At 45.7% G+C, this 16,256-nt stretch carries 14 protein-coding genes; 9 read left to right on the top strand and 5 right to left on the bottom strand.

The annotated features are described in order from the left end of the window. Positions 1 to 3: 3 nt before the first annotated feature. The gene (locus F0220_RS29500; RefSeq protein WP_091012377.1) at positions 4 to 777 is read right to left on the bottom strand and encodes an isocitrate lyase/PEP mutase family protein; all 774 of its coding nucleotides are present in this window, start codon (positions 775 to 777) and stop codon (positions 4 to 6) included. A 77-nt stretch (positions 778 to 854) separates the two neighbouring features. Further along, the gene (locus tag F0220_RS29495; protein ID WP_105600505.1) at positions 855 to 1,907 is read right to left on the bottom strand and encodes a bifunctional transcriptional activator/DNA repair enzyme AdaA; all 1,053 of its coding nucleotides are present in this window, start codon (positions 1,905 to 1,907) and stop codon (positions 855 to 857) included. Between the two features lie 304 nt (positions 1,908 to 2,211). Between F0220_RS29495 and F0220_RS29490 the strand changes: the two genes are divergently transcribed. Together F0220_RS29490 and F0220_RS29485 are read left to right on the top strand one after the other, a co-directional pair. Beyond that, a complete protein-coding gene (locus F0220_RS29490; protein WP_179198387.1) occupies positions 2,212 to 2,589 on the top strand; it encodes a LysM peptidoglycan-binding domain-containing protein in 378 nt (125 codons plus the stop codon). Positions 2,590 to 2,965: 376 nt separating this feature from the next. After that, complete coding sequence (locus tag F0220_RS29485) at positions 2,966 to 3,535, top strand: hypothetical protein (protein WP_146118065.1); 570 nt, start codon at positions 2,966 to 2,968, stop codon at positions 3,533 to 3,535. 107 nt (positions 3,536 to 3,642) lie between these two features. Here the strand turns inward: F0220_RS29485 and F0220_RS29480 are convergent, their stop codons facing one another. Beyond that, entirely contained in the window at positions 3,643 to 4,560 is a 918-nt protein-coding gene (locus F0220_RS29480; RefSeq protein ID WP_105600500.1) for a phosphatidate cytidylyltransferase, read from the bottom strand. Between the two features lie 96 nt (positions 4,561 to 4,656). On the opposite strand from F0220_RS29480, the gene F0220_RS29475 reads away from it, so the two are divergent. Beyond that, complete coding sequence (locus F0220_RS29475) at positions 4,657 to 5,211, top strand: hypothetical protein (protein WP_036671746.1); 555 nt, start codon at positions 4,657 to 4,659, stop codon at positions 5,209 to 5,211. Positions 5,212 to 5,300: 89 nt separating this feature from the next. Here the strand turns inward: F0220_RS29475 and F0220_RS29470 are convergent, their stop codons facing one another. After that, positions 5,301 to 5,768, bottom strand: a complete 468-nt coding sequence (locus F0220_RS29470; protein WP_105600498.1) for a VOC family protein — start codon at positions 5,766 to 5,768, stop codon at positions 5,301 to 5,303. A 160-nt stretch (positions 5,769 to 5,928) separates the two neighbouring features. Here F0220_RS29470 and F0220_RS29465 point away from each other — a divergent pair, with 160 nt between their 5' ends. The 3 genes from F0220_RS29465 to F0220_RS29455 all read left to right on the top strand — a co-directional run bounded on the left by F0220_RS29465 (position 5,929) and on the right by F0220_RS29455 (position 11,939). Continuing rightward, positions 5,929 to 6,363 carry an Lrp/AsnC family transcriptional regulator gene (locus tag F0220_RS29465; RefSeq protein ID WP_091012387.1) on the top strand — a complete coding sequence of 145 codons (435 nt, stop codon included), beginning with the start codon at positions 5,929 to 5,931 and terminating at the stop codon, positions 6,361 to 6,363. 3 nt (positions 6,364 to 6,366) lie between these two features. Beyond that, on the top strand, positions 6,367 to 7,524 hold the full coding sequence (locus F0220_RS29460) for a glycerate kinase family protein (protein ID WP_105600497.1): 1,158 nt from the start codon (positions 6,367 to 6,369) through the stop codon (positions 7,522 to 7,524). A 380-nt stretch (positions 7,525 to 7,904) separates the two neighbouring features. Beyond that, positions 7,905 to 11,939, top strand: coding sequence for an S-layer homology domain-containing protein (locus F0220_RS29455; RefSeq protein WP_149846873.1), 4,035 nt, complete (start codon positions 7,905 to 7,907; stop codon positions 11,937 to 11,939). Between the two features lie 240 nt (positions 11,940 to 12,179). Here the strand turns inward: F0220_RS29455 and F0220_RS29450 are convergent, their stop codons facing one another. Further along, positions 12,180 to 12,752 carry a GbsR/MarR family transcriptional regulator gene (locus tag F0220_RS29450; protein WP_091012392.1) on the bottom strand — a complete coding sequence of 191 codons (573 nt, stop codon included), beginning with the start codon at positions 12,750 to 12,752 and terminating at the stop codon, positions 12,180 to 12,182. Between the two features lie 198 nt (positions 12,753 to 12,950). On the opposite strand from F0220_RS29450, the gene F0220_RS29445 reads away from it, so the two are divergent. Genes F0220_RS29445 through F0220_RS29435 form a run of 3 tightly spaced genes read left to right on the top strand, consistent with a single transcriptional unit; the run spans position 12,951 to position 16,145 of the window. Then, positions 12,951 to 13,826 carry a carbohydrate ABC transporter permease gene (locus F0220_RS29445; protein ID WP_036671737.1) on the top strand — a complete coding sequence of 292 codons (876 nt, stop codon included), beginning with the start codon at positions 12,951 to 12,953 and terminating at the stop codon, positions 13,824 to 13,826. A gap of 59 nt (positions 13,827 to 13,885) precedes the next feature. Then, a complete protein-coding gene (locus F0220_RS29440) occupies positions 13,886 to 14,731 on the top strand; it encodes a carbohydrate ABC transporter permease (RefSeq protein WP_223199815.1) in 846 nt (281 codons plus the stop codon). A 37-nt stretch (positions 14,732 to 14,768) separates the two neighbouring features. Then, entirely contained in the window at positions 14,769 to 16,145 is a 1,377-nt protein-coding gene (locus F0220_RS29435; protein ID WP_105600494.1) for an ABC transporter substrate-binding protein, read from the top strand. Positions 16,146 to 16,256: the final 111 nt, after the last annotated feature.

The raw sequence follows: 16,256 nt of genomic DNA, 5'->3' as shown, positions 1-16,256 counted from the left end.
CTGTTAATTTCCCGATAAAATGTTTCTCCCCAGTTCTTTCAGGTGTTCCATAACTTGCAGATAGGGATATGGCCCATAGCTTACACGTGCTACACCCAGTGTGGCAAGCTGTTTTGGTGAAGGCTCAGGAGACGTAACCATGACGTTAATTGGCAGCGGTGAACGCTCACACAATTCCTGAATCAGTTGGTGATCCTGCAAACCGGGTACAAACAGACCACTGGCTCCTGCATCTGCATAATGGCTCGAACGTATAAGTGCTTCCTCCAGGAGAGAGTGGTTATGGTGTTCAGGTGCATGTTGCAGGAAAATATCTGTGCGGGCGTTAATGAACAACGGGATGCCTGCCTGCTCCGCAGATTCCCGGGCGGCGGACAATCTCGGGCATTGCTCCTCCACAGTGTACAATCCCAAGCCAGCGGGAAGTTGATCTTCCATGTTGATTCCTACAGCACCATGATCGATGACTTGCAGGATATTTTGCTTCACTTCTGACACAGACCTCCCATACCCTCCCTCTATATCGATCGTTACAGGCAGATCCACGCTTGCTGTAATCCGTGCAAGATTGGCAAGCACCAGATGGAATGGCATGGCTTCACCATCGCGTTCACCGTGGGCCGCAGCAACGGACCAGCTTCCGGTAGCAATGGCCGTTGCTCCAGCGGATTGAATGGCTTGCGCACTTCCGGCATCCCACACATTGACCAGAACAAGTGGTTTTCCTTTCACATGGTATTGTTGGAACAACGCTGCTTTTTCTTCTAAGTTACTCATATTATGTTGACTCTCCTTTGTTATATCATGCATTTCTTTGGATATTTGATGCGTACTTCATTACTTTATTCTGTTTTTCAGCTACCCTTTTTTTGTTTCTCGTGAGTCAACAGCCAGTTTTTGCGAGTTAATCCTCCGCCGTATCCGCCCAGCTCACCACTGGCATTGATTACACGGTGACATGGAATCACAATCGCAAGCTGATTGGCCCCATTTGCCTGTGCTACAGCTCGGCACGCAGTCGGTTTTCCCAGTGCATTTGCTATCTCTTGATATGACCTCGTTTCACCAGCCGGAATGGCCGTCAGCTGTTCCCACACAAGTTTTTGGAATAGTGTTCCTAAACAGAACAACGGTGTGTCGAATGCTGTCCGAATACCTTGAAAGTACTCGTTTAGTTCACGCTCAATGGACTGGATGGGAGCTGTAGTGCCGGGCACAATCGCTGATTTGGTTCGTTTACGCAGACGCTCAACTTCGCGTTCCAGACCTCTGCGGTCTACAAATTCCAGTAAATATAGCGACTCCTCATCAGCAATGGCCATCATCGGGCCGAGGCGGGTGTCAATCCAGGACGCTTTCAGGATATGTCCTTCATCGACTTGTGTAGGGGCGGCTCCCATGATCCGTGAAAAGGCATCGCGGAAGCCACTGCTTGATTCATATCCGGTAGATAATTGGCTATCAATCACGGTGCGGCCGGAGCGAATATTTTTCAGGGCAAGTCCCATGCGGCGAGCGCGAGCATATTCAACAAAGGTCATGCCGAACCGCTTCTTAAACTGACGGCGAGCAGTGGATTCGTCGATGGAGAGGGCCTTGAAATCCTGTCCTTTCCAGCGTTTCTCCGGATTTTTCTCCACAGCTTCCACTAATATGCGAACGACATCGGATACTTGGTTAGGGTGAGAGAGCGGGCGACAGCGCTGGCAAGGGCGATAAGAGGCCAGAAGTGCCTGCTGAGCCGTCTCATAGAATTCGCAGTTTTCAAATTTTGGCTTTCGCGCAGGACATGTGGGACGACAGAACACACCCGTGGTTCGGACTCCAACATAGAATAAACCCTCGTATTCCGAATCCTTGGCCACAAGTGCCTCGTAATATTGTTCCTTTAGATCAGCAGAAATCATGGGGGCACGTCCTTACTCATTAGAATCTTTGTCTATACCTATTATAGAAAAACGTTGCAGCAAGCATCGCCGAAAATCAGGCATGAATATTGGATAGATTAAATCGGATATAACATTGAAATTCGGTTGTTCAGAATTTGTTTAGAGTGAACTGGTAGTATAGACCTATCAGGCTAGGGACACTTAGGCAAAGATACCTATATAGTGAAAGAGTTAATTATTGATCATTCATTGTTATAGGAAAAATACATAGGTAAACATGAAATTAAAGATTAGCGGAATGAAAGTCTGGAGGTCGACTAGAATGAGATATTCTACGTACAAAAGTATTTATGAATCCGTTTATACCAAAACGTCCGAGTCTCCCACCGTGTATGTTAAAGATCAATTCATGCAGCGTGTGAAGACGCCAACCTGGCTAATGAAGATCGTCACTATAACTCTAATTATAATCATAGGGTGTAGTGCTGTATTCACTGCATTTGCCGGAGATGAGCAATTACTGTCGGGGGACCAGATCGTTGTATCTCAGGGAGATACACTGTGGGGCATTTCATTGGCACATAAACCTCAGCAGATGGACACTCGTGTGTATGTAGAAGCTATCAAGAAAGTGAACAAAATTGAGCATAACGCCATTCAGATTGGACAAGTGTTGGTCTTGCCTGGGTTTGATCGATAAAATAAACGGTGCATGACGTCATGAATAGAGTTCTTTTTTTACTCATCGAGGTGCAGTTACATATTGAATTTATTAATCATTTACATATAATGGAGCTTCATGTGGGACGATATGGTGTAGTGATTAGTAAGTGGTGTGCTATATAAGTTGAACTAAAGAATATTTACACTGACACTACGATGACAGAATAACCTTCCAATCGCTGTTATCCCCAGATTTTTTGATTCCCCTTTCTTAAAGGGAAAATCCGGGGATAAAGGCGAACGCTTCGCTTTTTCAGGTTTTTTCTGTCCTCTCCGTTATCGTGTAAATGATTAGTTCAACTGACATAGATATATGTGCTGTAAATGGATGAAGGGAGAATGAGATGATGATCATGAATATAAAGAAATCTGTACTTTGCATGTCTGTGCTCTGTATTTCGCTATTCGTCAGTGCCTGTGGCGCCAAGAATAATAATGAATCTGTTCAGGAGCACGCCTATCCGCAATCGAAGCAACCTGTAGAGGAAGCCGGAGAAAACTCTGTTCCGAATGCGGATGCGAAGAATAACAATAGCCAAGGCAGTGCCAGTGGTGATGAGGGCAAGCCTACGGCTCAATCGGAATCCACTGAACCGTCTGAACAGATTGATATCGTTATTGACCAGTCGGAGAAACCGAGCGAGGGTAACAGTTTTGATTTTGGAATTAAACAGGTTCCGAAGGGTTATGCACTAACGGAGATGCGATGGACGTCTAACACGGTGACGATTGTGAATTCACTACAGGAAGCCATTGAACATGGTGGGAATGGTGAAGAGGGGTTTTACTTTAGCGGCAATGGACAATTTTCCGGCTTTATCTACTCGGATGAGATGAAGGGCGAGCGGGGCAAAGCCACATTTGTCTTCACAAATGATGAGGGGAACGAAATCATGTCCGAAAAAGAAATTACGTTGAAGTAGCAGGCACATCATGAAGGCTCCGTCTAGGGCCTGTTGAACAGGAAAAGCAGCCTAAGTGGCTGCTTTTTTTGACATACTTAATTACAAGATCGCCGATCTATCTGTTGCTACATAAAGTCAAAGAAATAACGGACCACGTGGAACATAACCGGAGAGGTATAGGTCAGGCTGTCGACCCGGCTCAGGTAGCTTTTTTTGAGCGAATCAAACTTGTTGTCATCCCCGATTAACAGATCGCGCTTCAGTACAGACACCGTCAGACTGCCGAAGAATCCGGCCAGACTGATCAACACCCCGATGAATAGCGAGAATTTCCAATCAAATGGCGTCAGGTAGGGATGGATGAAATAAGACGATGCTGTCGTTACAATGAACGCACACGCGAACCCTTCCCAGGTGACAAAAGGATTGGCGGTAGGCACCACTTTTCGTTTGCCCAGATAGAGAGAGACCAGATAGTGCACCACATCATTAAGCTGTGTTAACACGACCAAGAACAACACCAGCTTGGACCCGTACTCCGGTGTGGCAAATGGAAAATAGGCCAGGTGGCTCAGTCCAAACACCATCAGCATTAGTCCCCATTGTGTGGAGCTGACACTGCGCAGGAAACCGACCGTACCTTTGTTAATCAGACGTGGCAAGGGCAACACCAGGAACACATATAGGGGAATAAACACGATAAACATGCCATACCATCCAATATAGATCCAGTAGAACTGAACCGGAATCGCCAGATATGCCCACAGGAACAGTCTGCGGTCGGCTTTGCGTGTACTGCGAATCATGGAGAAGTATTCTTTGAGTGAGAAGAATGCAAGCACCATGAGGGAGATGAGGGACACGATGGGGTTAAAAAGGGTGGCGAGGCAGAAGATCACAAACATACCCCACCAGGTTTTGATTTTTTGGCCGATGCCTGAATAGTCTTTGCTTGGCTGAAGCTTTGCAATAATTTTGTACACGATATGTATCACAAGTAAAGCTGTGAAGATTAACGTTAGTGTAAAGAGTGAACTGCTCACGTACCGATCACCTGCTTATTCAAAGTAAGATTCCATTATAGGGTACCTATGTTATTATGAAGGAATAGTGCCAACTTGATAAGGGGAAATTTTGCTATGACAGATGAACGCTCCATCTATATCCTGCTTACGAATACAGGAACGCTGTTTACCAAGGTTATTCAGAGCTATACCCGAGCGCCATATAATCACGCATCGATCTCATTTGACCGGGAGTTAACCGAGCTGTACAGCTTCGGCCGCAAGCATCCGAGTAATCCGCTGAATGGCGGGTTTGTGAAGGAAAATATTCAGACAGGTACATACAGCAAGTATCCCAATACCACATGTGTCATATACAAGCTTCAGGTGACGGATCGTGAAGTGGAAAAGATGAAACGCGTGCTGCACATCTTCATCCGCAGCCGCCAGAAATATATGTACAATCTGCTCGGCGTGATTGGTATTACGCTCAAGGAGCCGGTGGAGTTCAGCAACTCCTACTTCTGCTCCCAATTTGTAGCCGAGATTCTACAGCGTTCAGGCATCAAGCTGTGGAACAAGCTGCCTGCGCTGGTGACACCGGATGATTTTCGCCAGAGTGAACGATTGCAACTGGTCTATGAAGGGAAATTGAGCGAGTATACACTGGGGAATACAGAGCAGGAGTAGGGTAGGTGCGTATGCTGATGCTCCAAGGAAACTCAACCATGAAATAGCCTGCTGCCACGGATGACGAGGCAACAGGCTGTTTGTGTACTTCATATGGATGATGGTGAGGATGAGGATCTGTCGAAATTAATCTCTTCAAGGAATTCGATCACTTCACCATTGGGGCTGTGAACAAGCGCATTTCTAACCTGAAGTGCAGGTTCGCCAAGCGATATCCAATCCGGTTCAACATAGGACTTGGCTCCATGGGCGAGCGCTCGCTCATAGATATCTTCTACATCATGCACGTAAAAGGCGAAATGTAACAGTGCGCCGTGCCGGACCGCTTCGGGAGAGGTGGCAGGTTCACCCTCGGCGGGAATGACTGCTTTTGGATCAAATACCTCAATACATGTACGCTGATCCGGAGAGATCAGCATACATGCCTCGGTAATGTGGAAGGAAGGCAAGCTCCAGGAGTGACCTACCTTGAATCCCAATACTTTTGTATAAAACGCCAGAGTATCTTCGTAATTACGAGCCTGAATGGCTACATGTGCAAGTCCAATAACACTCACATTACATCGCTCCTTCTTCAGATTGTATTCTAAAGTATAGGGTTGATATCGCATTGGAACCATACAATATCAAAGGATATAATGAGATGAAATCTAACTATTTTTAGCTAATTTATCAGGAAAACCTTATTAAATAAGCCAACGATTCGGAGGTTTACAAATGGAACACATGATAGATGAAATCGATCAGCAGATTATGCGCTTGCTGCAACATCATGCACGTATTCCCGTTGCACAGATAAGCAAAGAAATTAACATGTCCCAACCTTCGGTTAAGGAAAGAATCCTGAAACTGGAGGAGAGAGGTGTGATAACAGGATATTCAACCATCTATAATTTAGCCCAATTAAACCGTGGAACCACGACGTTTATTTTGCTCAAAACAGAGCATTGCGACGAGTTGGTCCAGTTCTGTGAACAGGCTATCGAAGTCACGGATGTCTATCGGATTAGCGGTGAGTATAACTATCTGATCAAAGTGCAGACGGCGTCCATTGAAGAACTTGCCGGATTTCAGGATTCACTGGTGAAGCTGGGACCCTCCAAATCCCATATCAGCATGAAAAATATTATGGAAAACCGTGTTCTCCTTTAGGATATGAGAGAGACTAGAGAGAAGACATTTGTTCTGGCACCGGATTCGTTCAAAGAAAGCATGACAGCGAAAGAAGTATGTATTGCGATGGAAAAAGGGTTGCGTAAAATATACCCGACGGCAAGCTATATTCATGTACCTATGGCAGATGGTGGGGAAGGTACGGTGCAGTCCCTTGTGGACGCTTCCGGCGGGGTCCTTCACCAGCACGAGGTGAGCGGACCATTGGGTCAGACAGTCACTGCGCAGTATGGCATTCTGGGTGGCGGAACCATGGCGGCCATCGAAATGGCGTCGGCCAGCGGCATCCACTTGGTTGCCAAGGACACCCGGGACCCGCTCCGGACGACAACCTATGGAACAGGCGAGTTGATTCGCGCATGTCTAGACCTTGGCATACGCAAGATCATCATTGGCATTGGTGGTAGCGCGACCAACGATGGTGGGGCTGGCATGGCTGAAGCACTTGGTGCGAAGTTTCTGAATGCACAGGGTCAGCCGCTTGCGCGTGGTGGCGGGGCTCTGGATCAACTGGCTCAGATTGATGTATCCGGTCTGGATGAGCGTTTGCAGGAAGTGGAGTTCATTGTGGCCTGTGATGTGACCAATCCCCTATGTGGGGAGCATGGCGCATCAAGGGTGTTTGGACCACAAAAAGGGGCAACTCCAGAGATGGTTGAACAGCTGGATGTGAATCTGTCCCATTATGCAGATGTGGTGAAACAGCAGCTACACAAAGATATCCGAGATGTACAAGGAGCGGGAGCGGCGGGTGGATTGGGCGCAGGACTCTTGATTTTTACACAGGCTGTATTACGTAAAGGGATTGAGATTGTCATTGAATATACTGAGTTGCGTGAAAAGTTGATTGCTGCGGATGTGGTATTTACGGGCGAAGGCGGTATCGACTTCCAAACGAAATTTGGCAAAACCCCCTATGGTGTTGCTCGGGCAGCCAAGGAAGCGGGTAAACCTGTGATTGCTCTTGCAGGCTATGTGGGCGAAGGGATCGACACCCTCTACGCGGAAGGCATCGATGCCATATTTGGTATTGTGCCTGGGGCAGCAGATCTGGATCGACTATTGCGAGAAGGCCCGGAGAATGTGGAACGTACCATCGAGAATATTGCAAGAGTACTGAGGCTGGGTCTACTTTCTTAGGTAGGCGACCATTGAGATCGTATGGGGTCAGATTGGAATGTGATGTGACAAAGACGGGATGCAGATATGCCTGATATCAGGTGATCTGTCTCTCGTTTTTTTGCTGTGAAGTTCCATTGTATGTGGATGGCGGGTACACCCTGATTTAAGAGCCAGAGTTATATAGGTCCAAAAGAATACTTTTTTTAAAAATAAAATGATGAATTTTGGCGAAAAAAATTGAGATCTATCCTGTTTTTGCACTACAGGGTGGATCTTTTTCCTTTTATTTACTTTTTTTGTTTAGATTCTGTTTATTGCAGTGCACTACAATAGGCCTTACGTATCAGATAGATTGAATTTATATGTAAAAAAACATGAGATAGGGAGGAACAGATTACATGGTTTACAAAAAGCTTATAAGCTACCTTTTAATTGCTGTTTTGTTATTACAGGTGGTTAGTGTTGGTGGGATTGCAAGTGCTGACCCATTTACTCCGTTGGACCAACTTAACCAAATCAGAAGTTCAGATAAGGATATTGAAGTAGCTATTCCAGAAGTTCAGGGTATGTTGGAGAGCGGCAGTTTGATAGATATGACCGATATTTCCACCACCTATAACCTGCTGAATGATGAGCAAAAGAAAGAACTGACTCGAGGAATAATTCTTTTGCTACCACGGGAGGTAGATTATGAGAGTCAAAGCCAAGTTGAGTATGTTTTTGCACTCCTATATAACTTGTTAAAAATGCCTAAAGTGATGAATTCAAATAATGCAGAATATCTTTTGGATGAGGTATATGGATTGTATAGTCAGGCGGGAGGTTTTCTACCGTATGACGAAGCACAGCCAATGGTTGAGGCAAGCGTTGTCTATAACATGTTGAGCGGTGTCGATAAACCAATGTATATGAATATTGCTATGTTTGGGGCTTCCATAAACAGATCACAAGATTCTGTACCTTACGGTTCACAGCTTAATTTTATGAAAACATTAATCGATGAATATCGACCAATTAATACTCCTAACAATGTATCGGATATGGACGAAGCACTAAACTCCATGATGAAACATAATCGAATGACCAGAATGATGAGTACCATGGACTCCAGTATAGTCCCTTTTCCAGTTCAGATGGAGAAAATGGAGGCCATTGAAGAAAATGATCAAAAGAGAGAAGAACTGGCTCAATGGATGATTGATCATAAGCCGCAAAACGGTTATGAAACGGTATCCGAAGTTCAGAAAGAATTTGATGCGTTTTTCGAACCCAATAGTTCAGCCTTGTTGGAGCAATTTAACGATATCAAAGAGAAAAAAGATCAGGATCCTATTACCGATTTCATCCCAGAAGTAATAGAGCTGCTTAGTAACAAAAATTTCATTGCTACTCCGGATTTTGAATCATTATCTGAAGAAGAACAATCTGAAATTGCAAAGTATATGTTGGAGGAATCAAGTCCGCCAGCATCTAGTAGGTATAAGAGTAAGGAACAAGTCCAATATGTAGTGCAGTTAGCCTTGCAAGCCATGGAGCTTCCTCACAAAATTGGAGGAACTGACTCCAGAGAAATCCTTGATGCATTTTTTAATAAGCAAGCCGAACGAATACAGCAACAATTCAATGATATAGAAGCAGATGATGAATACTATGAACTTATTCACTATTATCTCGATTCCTCCGAAGTTGAAAGACGTATGGCAGCTTTTAGATATGAGCGTAAACTCACAAAAAAACTCGATATCTCGGAGATACTGAATTATACGCAATCAGCACTGGATGAAACCCCTTTTATTAACAAAGTAGAAACATCAGAAGAAATGTTGAAAAAGTTAATAAATATGTTAGAAATTCAGGGAGATATTGAGAGGTATAATTCGGATGAAGACGTGGAGATTCCACTTGGAACATTCCCTTTGGATGTCAGCAAATTGGATAATCTCACTTCCGAAGAGCAAAAACAATTGGCAGACCATATGCTTACCGAAAGACCACTTGGTGGATATGCAAGTTTCGAAGCAATTCAGACTGCATTTAATAAATTTTTCCCTGATGATAATGAAGATCCATTAACTGTCTTAAATACTGCAAAGAGCAACAGTAATATAGAAGCAATGCGAATGGCTATGGAAGATCCTGATCTGGGTATTACTCTGCCTAACGGATACGGAGCTTTATCCTTACAGGTTAGAGATTTCATTGCGGGATTCCTGATCGACTATGTAAATAAAGATTATAAAAACAAAGAACAGGTCCAATATATGATTGAACTTGGTGTATTGGCACAATCTGTTTGGGAGCAGAGGGAACTCAGTGTTCTTAGGAATAAGCTGGATCTGCTCGCTCAGCAATTAGTAAATGGACCTAATCACTTTAATGACCAACAGACATATGTGTTACGCAGCCTTGGACAACAACATTTGGAACGTAGCAAAGTAGATAAAGGTGTACTGGCATATAATTACTTGCATCTAGTTGCATTCGAAAGGTTGGAAGGAGTGTCTAAAGGGGATATTGTTGATCCTGATATTGTCCTGAATCTCCTCTCTATGCCTATCGATTCATTTGAGCAAGCTACCTCTATACCACGAATGGATCAGTGGCTTGATGTAGCAATGAAAAATCAGATTAAAGGTGAAGCATTCTTCAGCAAATACAAATTTAATCTTAGAGGCGCTCTTGATTTATCCAAAAGGGCAGAACTCAGTCCTGAAGGCCAGAAGGAATTGGCTGAATGGGTCCTAAATGAACAAGACAGTTACGAGGATGTTGGGAATCTGCAATATGTATTTAACCGATTCTTTACGGCTCCAGATGTGAAGGGCAATGATATCAATAACACCCTAATGGGCTTGGACAGCACGATGGAGATATCCTTTGACAATAAGCTGCACTGGATTGATGTTGCCTTCATTCAAAAAATGGACCTTAGCGGCAACAAAACGGTATGGGTTCGTTACAAAGCAATCAGCGATGAACTGCCAGGCCGCGCTGTGAAGTTTGTCTTTACACAGAATGGTGATAGCAGCACAGATAATGGCAATACTCCAACGCCTAACCCGGGTGGTAGCACAGGTGGCGGATCGTCCACGACCACACCAGTAACCTCTACACCCGCACCAACAACGAAACAAGAGCAGATCGTGGTTGACGTTAATGGAACAAACGGCATCAACCTGACAAAGACACCAATTACCCGTACAACCGAAACCAACGGCACGATCAAGGACTTGGTGAAAATGACCGAAGCGATTGCCAAGGAATCGGTGGAAAAAGCAAAACAATTGAATATGAACACCGCACGCATCGTGATTCCAGACACCAAAGATGCCGTGTCCGAGACACGTATTGAAGTACCCAAGGCAGCGGTGAAAGAACTGAATGAGGGTTCGCTGAAACTTGAAATCTCTACTGAAAATGTAGTGATTTCCGTTCCGACGAGTTCCATCGCTGGATTCGATCAAGACTTGTACTTCCGCGTTGTACCTTTGAAAAAGGAATCGGAGCGCAAAGAAGTCGAAGAACGTGCGAAGAAAGAGCAATTGATCCAACAGGTTGCTCCAAACACGAATGTACGCGTACTGGCTCGTCCAGTAGAGATCGACACGAATATGCAGAGCCGCGAAGTGACACTTACGTTGCCACTGCGTGACAGTCTGCCAACTGATCCGGCTGCTCGTCAGCAAGCATTGGACAACCTGGCGATCTATATCGAACACAGTGACGGCACAAAAGAATTGATTCAAGGCAAATTGGTGCAACTCGCGAATAACAGCGAAGGCATCGAATTTACCGTAACCAAATTCAGTACGTTCACCCTCGTGGTTGTGGATGGACTGAAAGCTTCACAAAGTACACATCAACCGTACATCCAAGGTTTCGGTACTGACTTCCGTCCAGATGCATTCGTAACCCGTGCACAGATGGCAGCTATGCTGGCTCGCAATCTTCCAACTGAACCGGCAGCAGGTTCTACTAATGGTGTGAGCTACAAGGATGTATCTGCGACACACTGGGCAACAAGTGAGATTCAAAAAGCGCAATCCGCTGGCATCATGAATGGCATGAGCAACACTCAATTTGCACCGGAAGGTTCGATCACCCGTGCACAGATGGCTACCATTGCGTATCGCTGGATGCAGCAACAAGCGAATTCAACAACCGTGAATGGAACAGTAGTTTCCTTCACAGATGTATCCGCAGCCCTGTGGGCAGCAGATGCGATTGCATACGTGCAATCTGCTGGCCTGATGGTTGGTTACAACGATGGTACATTCAAACCGGACAGTAAGCTGACCCGTGCTGAAGCGGTGAAAGTGCTGAATGTATTGTTCAACCGCACACCCCTAACTGGCGCAGTTACGCCAACGTTCAGTGATGTACCAGCTACACACTGGGCATATGCAGATATCGAAGCTGCAGCGCAAAAGTAATATTTTTAAAAGAAAAAAAGGGGGCATTAACGCAGTAGCATAGAAAAAAAGAACCCCTAATGACGGATAGGATATGACAATACAATAGATAGAATAAAAAAAAGAGCTGTTCCAAAAGCCATGCATTGGCTAGGAACAGCTCCTTTTTGCGGTTTAGTGTGACTCAACATTGGTACGTCAGATCGTCTAGGTTCGTTAGCGCCTGGGTCACCCATTAGTTATTCTGTTTACGCAGTTGTACTACTCTTTATCGGGCGTGTGTGCAGCATTCTCGTAAAACTTACCGTCCCGCAACTGATCCACAAATCCTTGTAGCCAGACGTAGTATTGCTCCGCATGTTGGAGTTTGTGCAGATCACGCAGTGCATCGTCTCGATCTTCAGAAGAGGTATGTTCCGAAAGGATCATTGCCGACAGGTCAGGAATGACCTCATGAATGCCTTCTAACATGACATCTACTTCCCGTTGGAGCTTGGCTCCGAAGAAATTCTGGAATGTGCGATAAAAGTCAGTCTCAGCCAGATACTGATCCTGGCGATCCTTCTTTTCCTCCAGTTTATAGATCATCTGTGATTCTGTAAGCGAACGAACCGCATAGCTCATGTTACTCTTGCTCATATTCATCGAGGTCTTCATCTCTTCAAGTGTCATCGGTCGATCCTCAAAATACATGATGCCGTACAATTTGCCAAACGTATGATTAACCCCATATAGATCCATCGTATTGGCGATGGCCTCAATAACTCTCTCCCTCAGCGCATGCCGATCAGGTAACGAAGAATGATTCGGGTTCCCGGCGGTTTCTTTTCCCACAATGTCACCTCTGGTTTATGATAGCGTTCCCACTAGCTGCCTCATATTTTACATGACTTGCTCCAATTTTAACATAAGCCGGAATTAGAATTTTCAATACGAGTGTACAATCAATTTTGTACAGAATAAATATAAAGCTGATTATACTCAAAAATTCCCAATCATTAAAGAAAAATTGGACAGTAAGGAGTGGGGGATTTGCGTTTAAAACTATGGAGGGAGTCTGAGGCGGTCCTATTTACGCTGCCAGCTCTAATCCCGTTGCTGATCTTCTGGCTGGGACCTCTGGGATATATCGTTTATCTCAGTTTCACCGATTGGGACTTCATGAGCCCGGACAAGCTGTTCGTTGGGTTGGACAATTACAGTTATCTGCTGACAAACTCTGAATTCTATCGGTCATTGAAAGTCACCTTGTTATTCGGACTTGGAAGTGTAATCCCAACCATTGTGGGCGGATTGGCACTTGCGATGCTCATGAATAGCAAGATCAAATCATCCGGCATCTTCCGGACGTTACTCTTCTCACCTTGGGTCACCCCTACAGTTGCGGTGTCCATTGCGTGGTCCTGGATCTTCGAGCCCGAAGTGGGGCTCGCTAATCTTATGCTGGGCTGGGTAGGCGTATCTCCGATCGGATGGTTGCGTGACGCGGACTGGGCACTGGTTGCCGTTCTGATCGTCACGCTCTGGAAGTCGATTGGGTGGGCAATGGTATTTTATCTCGTTGCGCTACGAAATCTACCTTCGGATCTGCTCGAAGCAGCTTCAATTGATGGGGCAAACGGTTGGGACAAGTTCAGAAGTATCACACTGCCGCTGATCTCACCAACGACATTTTTCCTCTCAATTATTCTAACCATCCAGTCCTTGCAAGCCTATGACCAGATCAATGTCATGACGCAGGGTGGACCGGCGGGATCAACGAGAACGTTGCTGTACATGTATTACCAGTCTGCATTCGAATCCTTTAACGTAGGTGAAGCTTCGTCCATCGCCGTTGTGATTATTCTGATCTGCGTGCTGCTGTCGGGAGTATCCTTCCTGCTTGGCAGACGTCTGGTGCACTACTAATGACAATGACATTGCCCAACAAAAAGTCTAAACGGATGAAGCGCAAGGAGTTGCAGAACGTGTCACAACCGAATTTTAAAATAAGTAAATTGATTCGCTACCTTCTGTTAGCCATTATCGCGTTGGGTACAGCCTTTCCCTTCTATTGGATGGTCATTAGCGGATTCAAAACCAATGATGAGATCTGGCAGTTCCCGCCGACCTTCTGGCCGGAGACGTTCCTGTGGAGCAACTATGTGGATGCCTGGAATGCGGCACCATTTGCCCGTTACATCCTGAACAGTACCGGGGTAGCCTTGGCCATCTGTCTATTTCAGATCGTCAACTCCAGTATGATGGCGTACGCCCTGACACATATGAAATTCCGTCTCAAAGGTGTACTGACATCCCTGATTCTGGTGGGTTATATGATACCGAGCACAGCCGTGTATCTGCCTAGTTACCTGGTACTTAGTGAACTTAACTTGCTGGATTCCTATACAGGCTTGATTGTATCCAACTGTGTCAGCGTGTTCTCGATCTTCCTGATCCGGCAGGCGTTTATGCAGGTATCTCACGAATTGGTGGAAGCTGGACAGCTCGACGGTGCTTCCCACTTCCGGATTCTCTGGACAATTATCACGCCGCTTGTTCGCTCAAGTTTTGCCGTGATGGTTCTGATTACGTTTATTGAACAGTACAACAACTATTTCTGGCCTATGCTCATCACCAAAGACCCTGACTTGCAGCTGGTATCGGCGGGTCTGCGCAGTTTCTTTGTAGAAGGTGGGGCATATGGACTTGCTTGGCCACAGATTATGGCTGCGAGTGCCTTTACCATCGCCCCCCTACTTATTCTCTTCCTGTTCACCCAGAAGACCATCATGCAGAGCGTGAATATTACGGCGGGTGTGAACAAGAACTGATATGAATTACCATTCACCTAAAACGGGAGGAACAACAATGAATTGGAGTCAGGCAAGCGTGACATGGAAAAAGAGATTGAGGTTGAACTGGAAGAGTGGCATGTCGCTGGTACTCGCGACCAGCTTTGCACTGCTGACCGCTTGTGGAACACAAGCACCCGCAGAATCAGGCGGCACGACGGCTGCTGCCAGTGGAACCGAAGCGCAGGCGAAAGATCCGGTGGAGATTGAGTTTTGGTATGGTCTGGGTGGTAATCTGGGCGATAACATGAAAAAGACGATTGATGCGTTCAACGCCTCACAGAATGAAGTCGTTGTAAAAGGGATTGTACAAGCAGATTACACGGAAACGGAACAGAAGCTGCAAGCAGCAATTGCTTCCAAAAAGGTTCCAGCCGCTGTACTCAGCTCCAATATAGACTGGGCACGCAAAGGATATTATGCACCCATGGATGAGATGATTGCCGCTGATCCGAATTTTAAGAAAGACGATTTCATTCAGACATTCCTGAACCAGGGACAGGTGGATGGAAAGCAATACTTTTTGCCAATGTACGGTACAACTCAGATCATGTATTACCGCATGGATACGTTCAAGGAGAATGGGATCGACCCAGCAAGTTTGACGACATGGGAGAAGCTGGCTGAGGCAGCTTCGAAGATGAGCAAGCAAGAGAATGGCAAGACCACCTTCTATGGTTGGGAACCGATGTGGGGTAGCGACAATATGATTGATGCCGTGCTGGGTAAGGGCGGACAGATTCTTAGCGCCGATGGCAAAACCGTCATGATTGATTCCCCGGAATGGATCGAGACATGGGAACTGTTCCGTAAATGGATTAACGAAGACAAGATTATGGGCATTCATTATGGAGGTCAGGGCTGGGAGTATTGGTACAAAACGATTGATGATGTGATGAAAAATAAAGCAGCAGGTTACACGGGATCTAGTGGTGACCAAGGTGACTTGGACTTCAGCGTAGTCGCTGCAATGCAACAACCAGGCTGGGAAGGTATTGGTGAAGGAAAACCGGTAGCAAGTGCCATTTCGGCAGGTATTCCGTCAGCTGCAACGCCTGAACAACAACAGGCAGCATACCAATGGCTTACGTATTTCTCTGAGACTTCAAACACAGCTTCATGGTCCATGAACACCGGATATATTGCAGTTCGTCAATCGGCTCAACAAGATCCAGAGTTCATGAAATTCAGTGAGGAGAATCCACAGATCACTGTACCATTGCAACAGGCAGCTCACGCTTCGGCTCCATTCCAGGATCCAACGGGTGGCAAGATCAATGATGCATTGAAAGATGCAGCTGATCAGGTGCAGATCAATAATATGACAGCGGAGCAGGCGCTGAAGGAAGCGAAGGAAAAAGCCCAGAAAGAACTGGATCGTGTAACGAAATAATGATAGTGATGAACGGTTTCCACGTGATTTGGTCGAGAAGCAGCTCGACTAACAAGCAAAACGTATTGCTATAAGTAACTCATGCGAAAAGGGCGGTACATATGCTGTACC

The organism is Paenibacillus sp. 37, assembly GCF_008386395.1.
In the GTDB taxonomy this organism is placed as follows: domain Bacteria; phylum Bacillota; class Bacilli; order Paenibacillales; family Paenibacillaceae; genus Paenibacillus; species Paenibacillus amylolyticus_B.
Note: the sequence above shows the minus strand (reverse complement) of the source record. Positions and strands in the feature narration are given on the sequence as shown.

Bases quoted from the DNA above. Each gene is read 5' to 3' on its own strand.
- F0220_RS29435 (WP_105600494.1), top strand. From the start codon at position 14,769: ATGAATTGGAGTCAGGCAAGCGTGACATGGAAAAAGAGATTGAGGTTG.
- F0220_RS29485 (WP_146118065.1), top strand. From the start codon at position 2,966: ATGAATATAAAGAAATCTGTACTTTGCATGTCTGTGCTCTGTATTTCG.
- F0220_RS29455 (WP_149846873.1), top strand. From the start codon at position 7,905: ATGGTTTACAAAAAGCTTATAAGCTACCTTTTAATTGCTGTTTTGTTA.
- F0220_RS29475 (WP_036671746.1), top strand. From the start codon at position 4,657: ATGACAGATGAACGCTCCATCTATATCCTGCTTACGAATACAGGAACG.
- F0220_RS29465 (WP_091012387.1), top strand. From the start codon at position 5,929: ATGGAACACATGATAGATGAAATCGATCAGCAGATTATGCGCTTGCTG.
- F0220_RS29500 (WP_091012377.1), bottom strand. From the start codon at position 777: ATGAGTAACTTAGAAGAAAAAGCAGCGTTGTTCCAACAATACCATGTG.
- F0220_RS29495 (WP_105600505.1), bottom strand. From the start codon at position 1,907: ATGATTTCTGCTGATCTAAAGGAACAATATTACGAGGCACTTGTGGCC.
- F0220_RS29460 (WP_105600497.1), top strand. From the start codon at position 6,367: ATGAGAGAGACTAGAGAGAAGACATTTGTTCTGGCACCGGATTCGTTC.
- F0220_RS29490 (WP_179198387.1), top strand. From the start codon at position 2,212: ATGAGATATTCTACGTACAAAAGTATTTATGAATCCGTTTATACCAAA.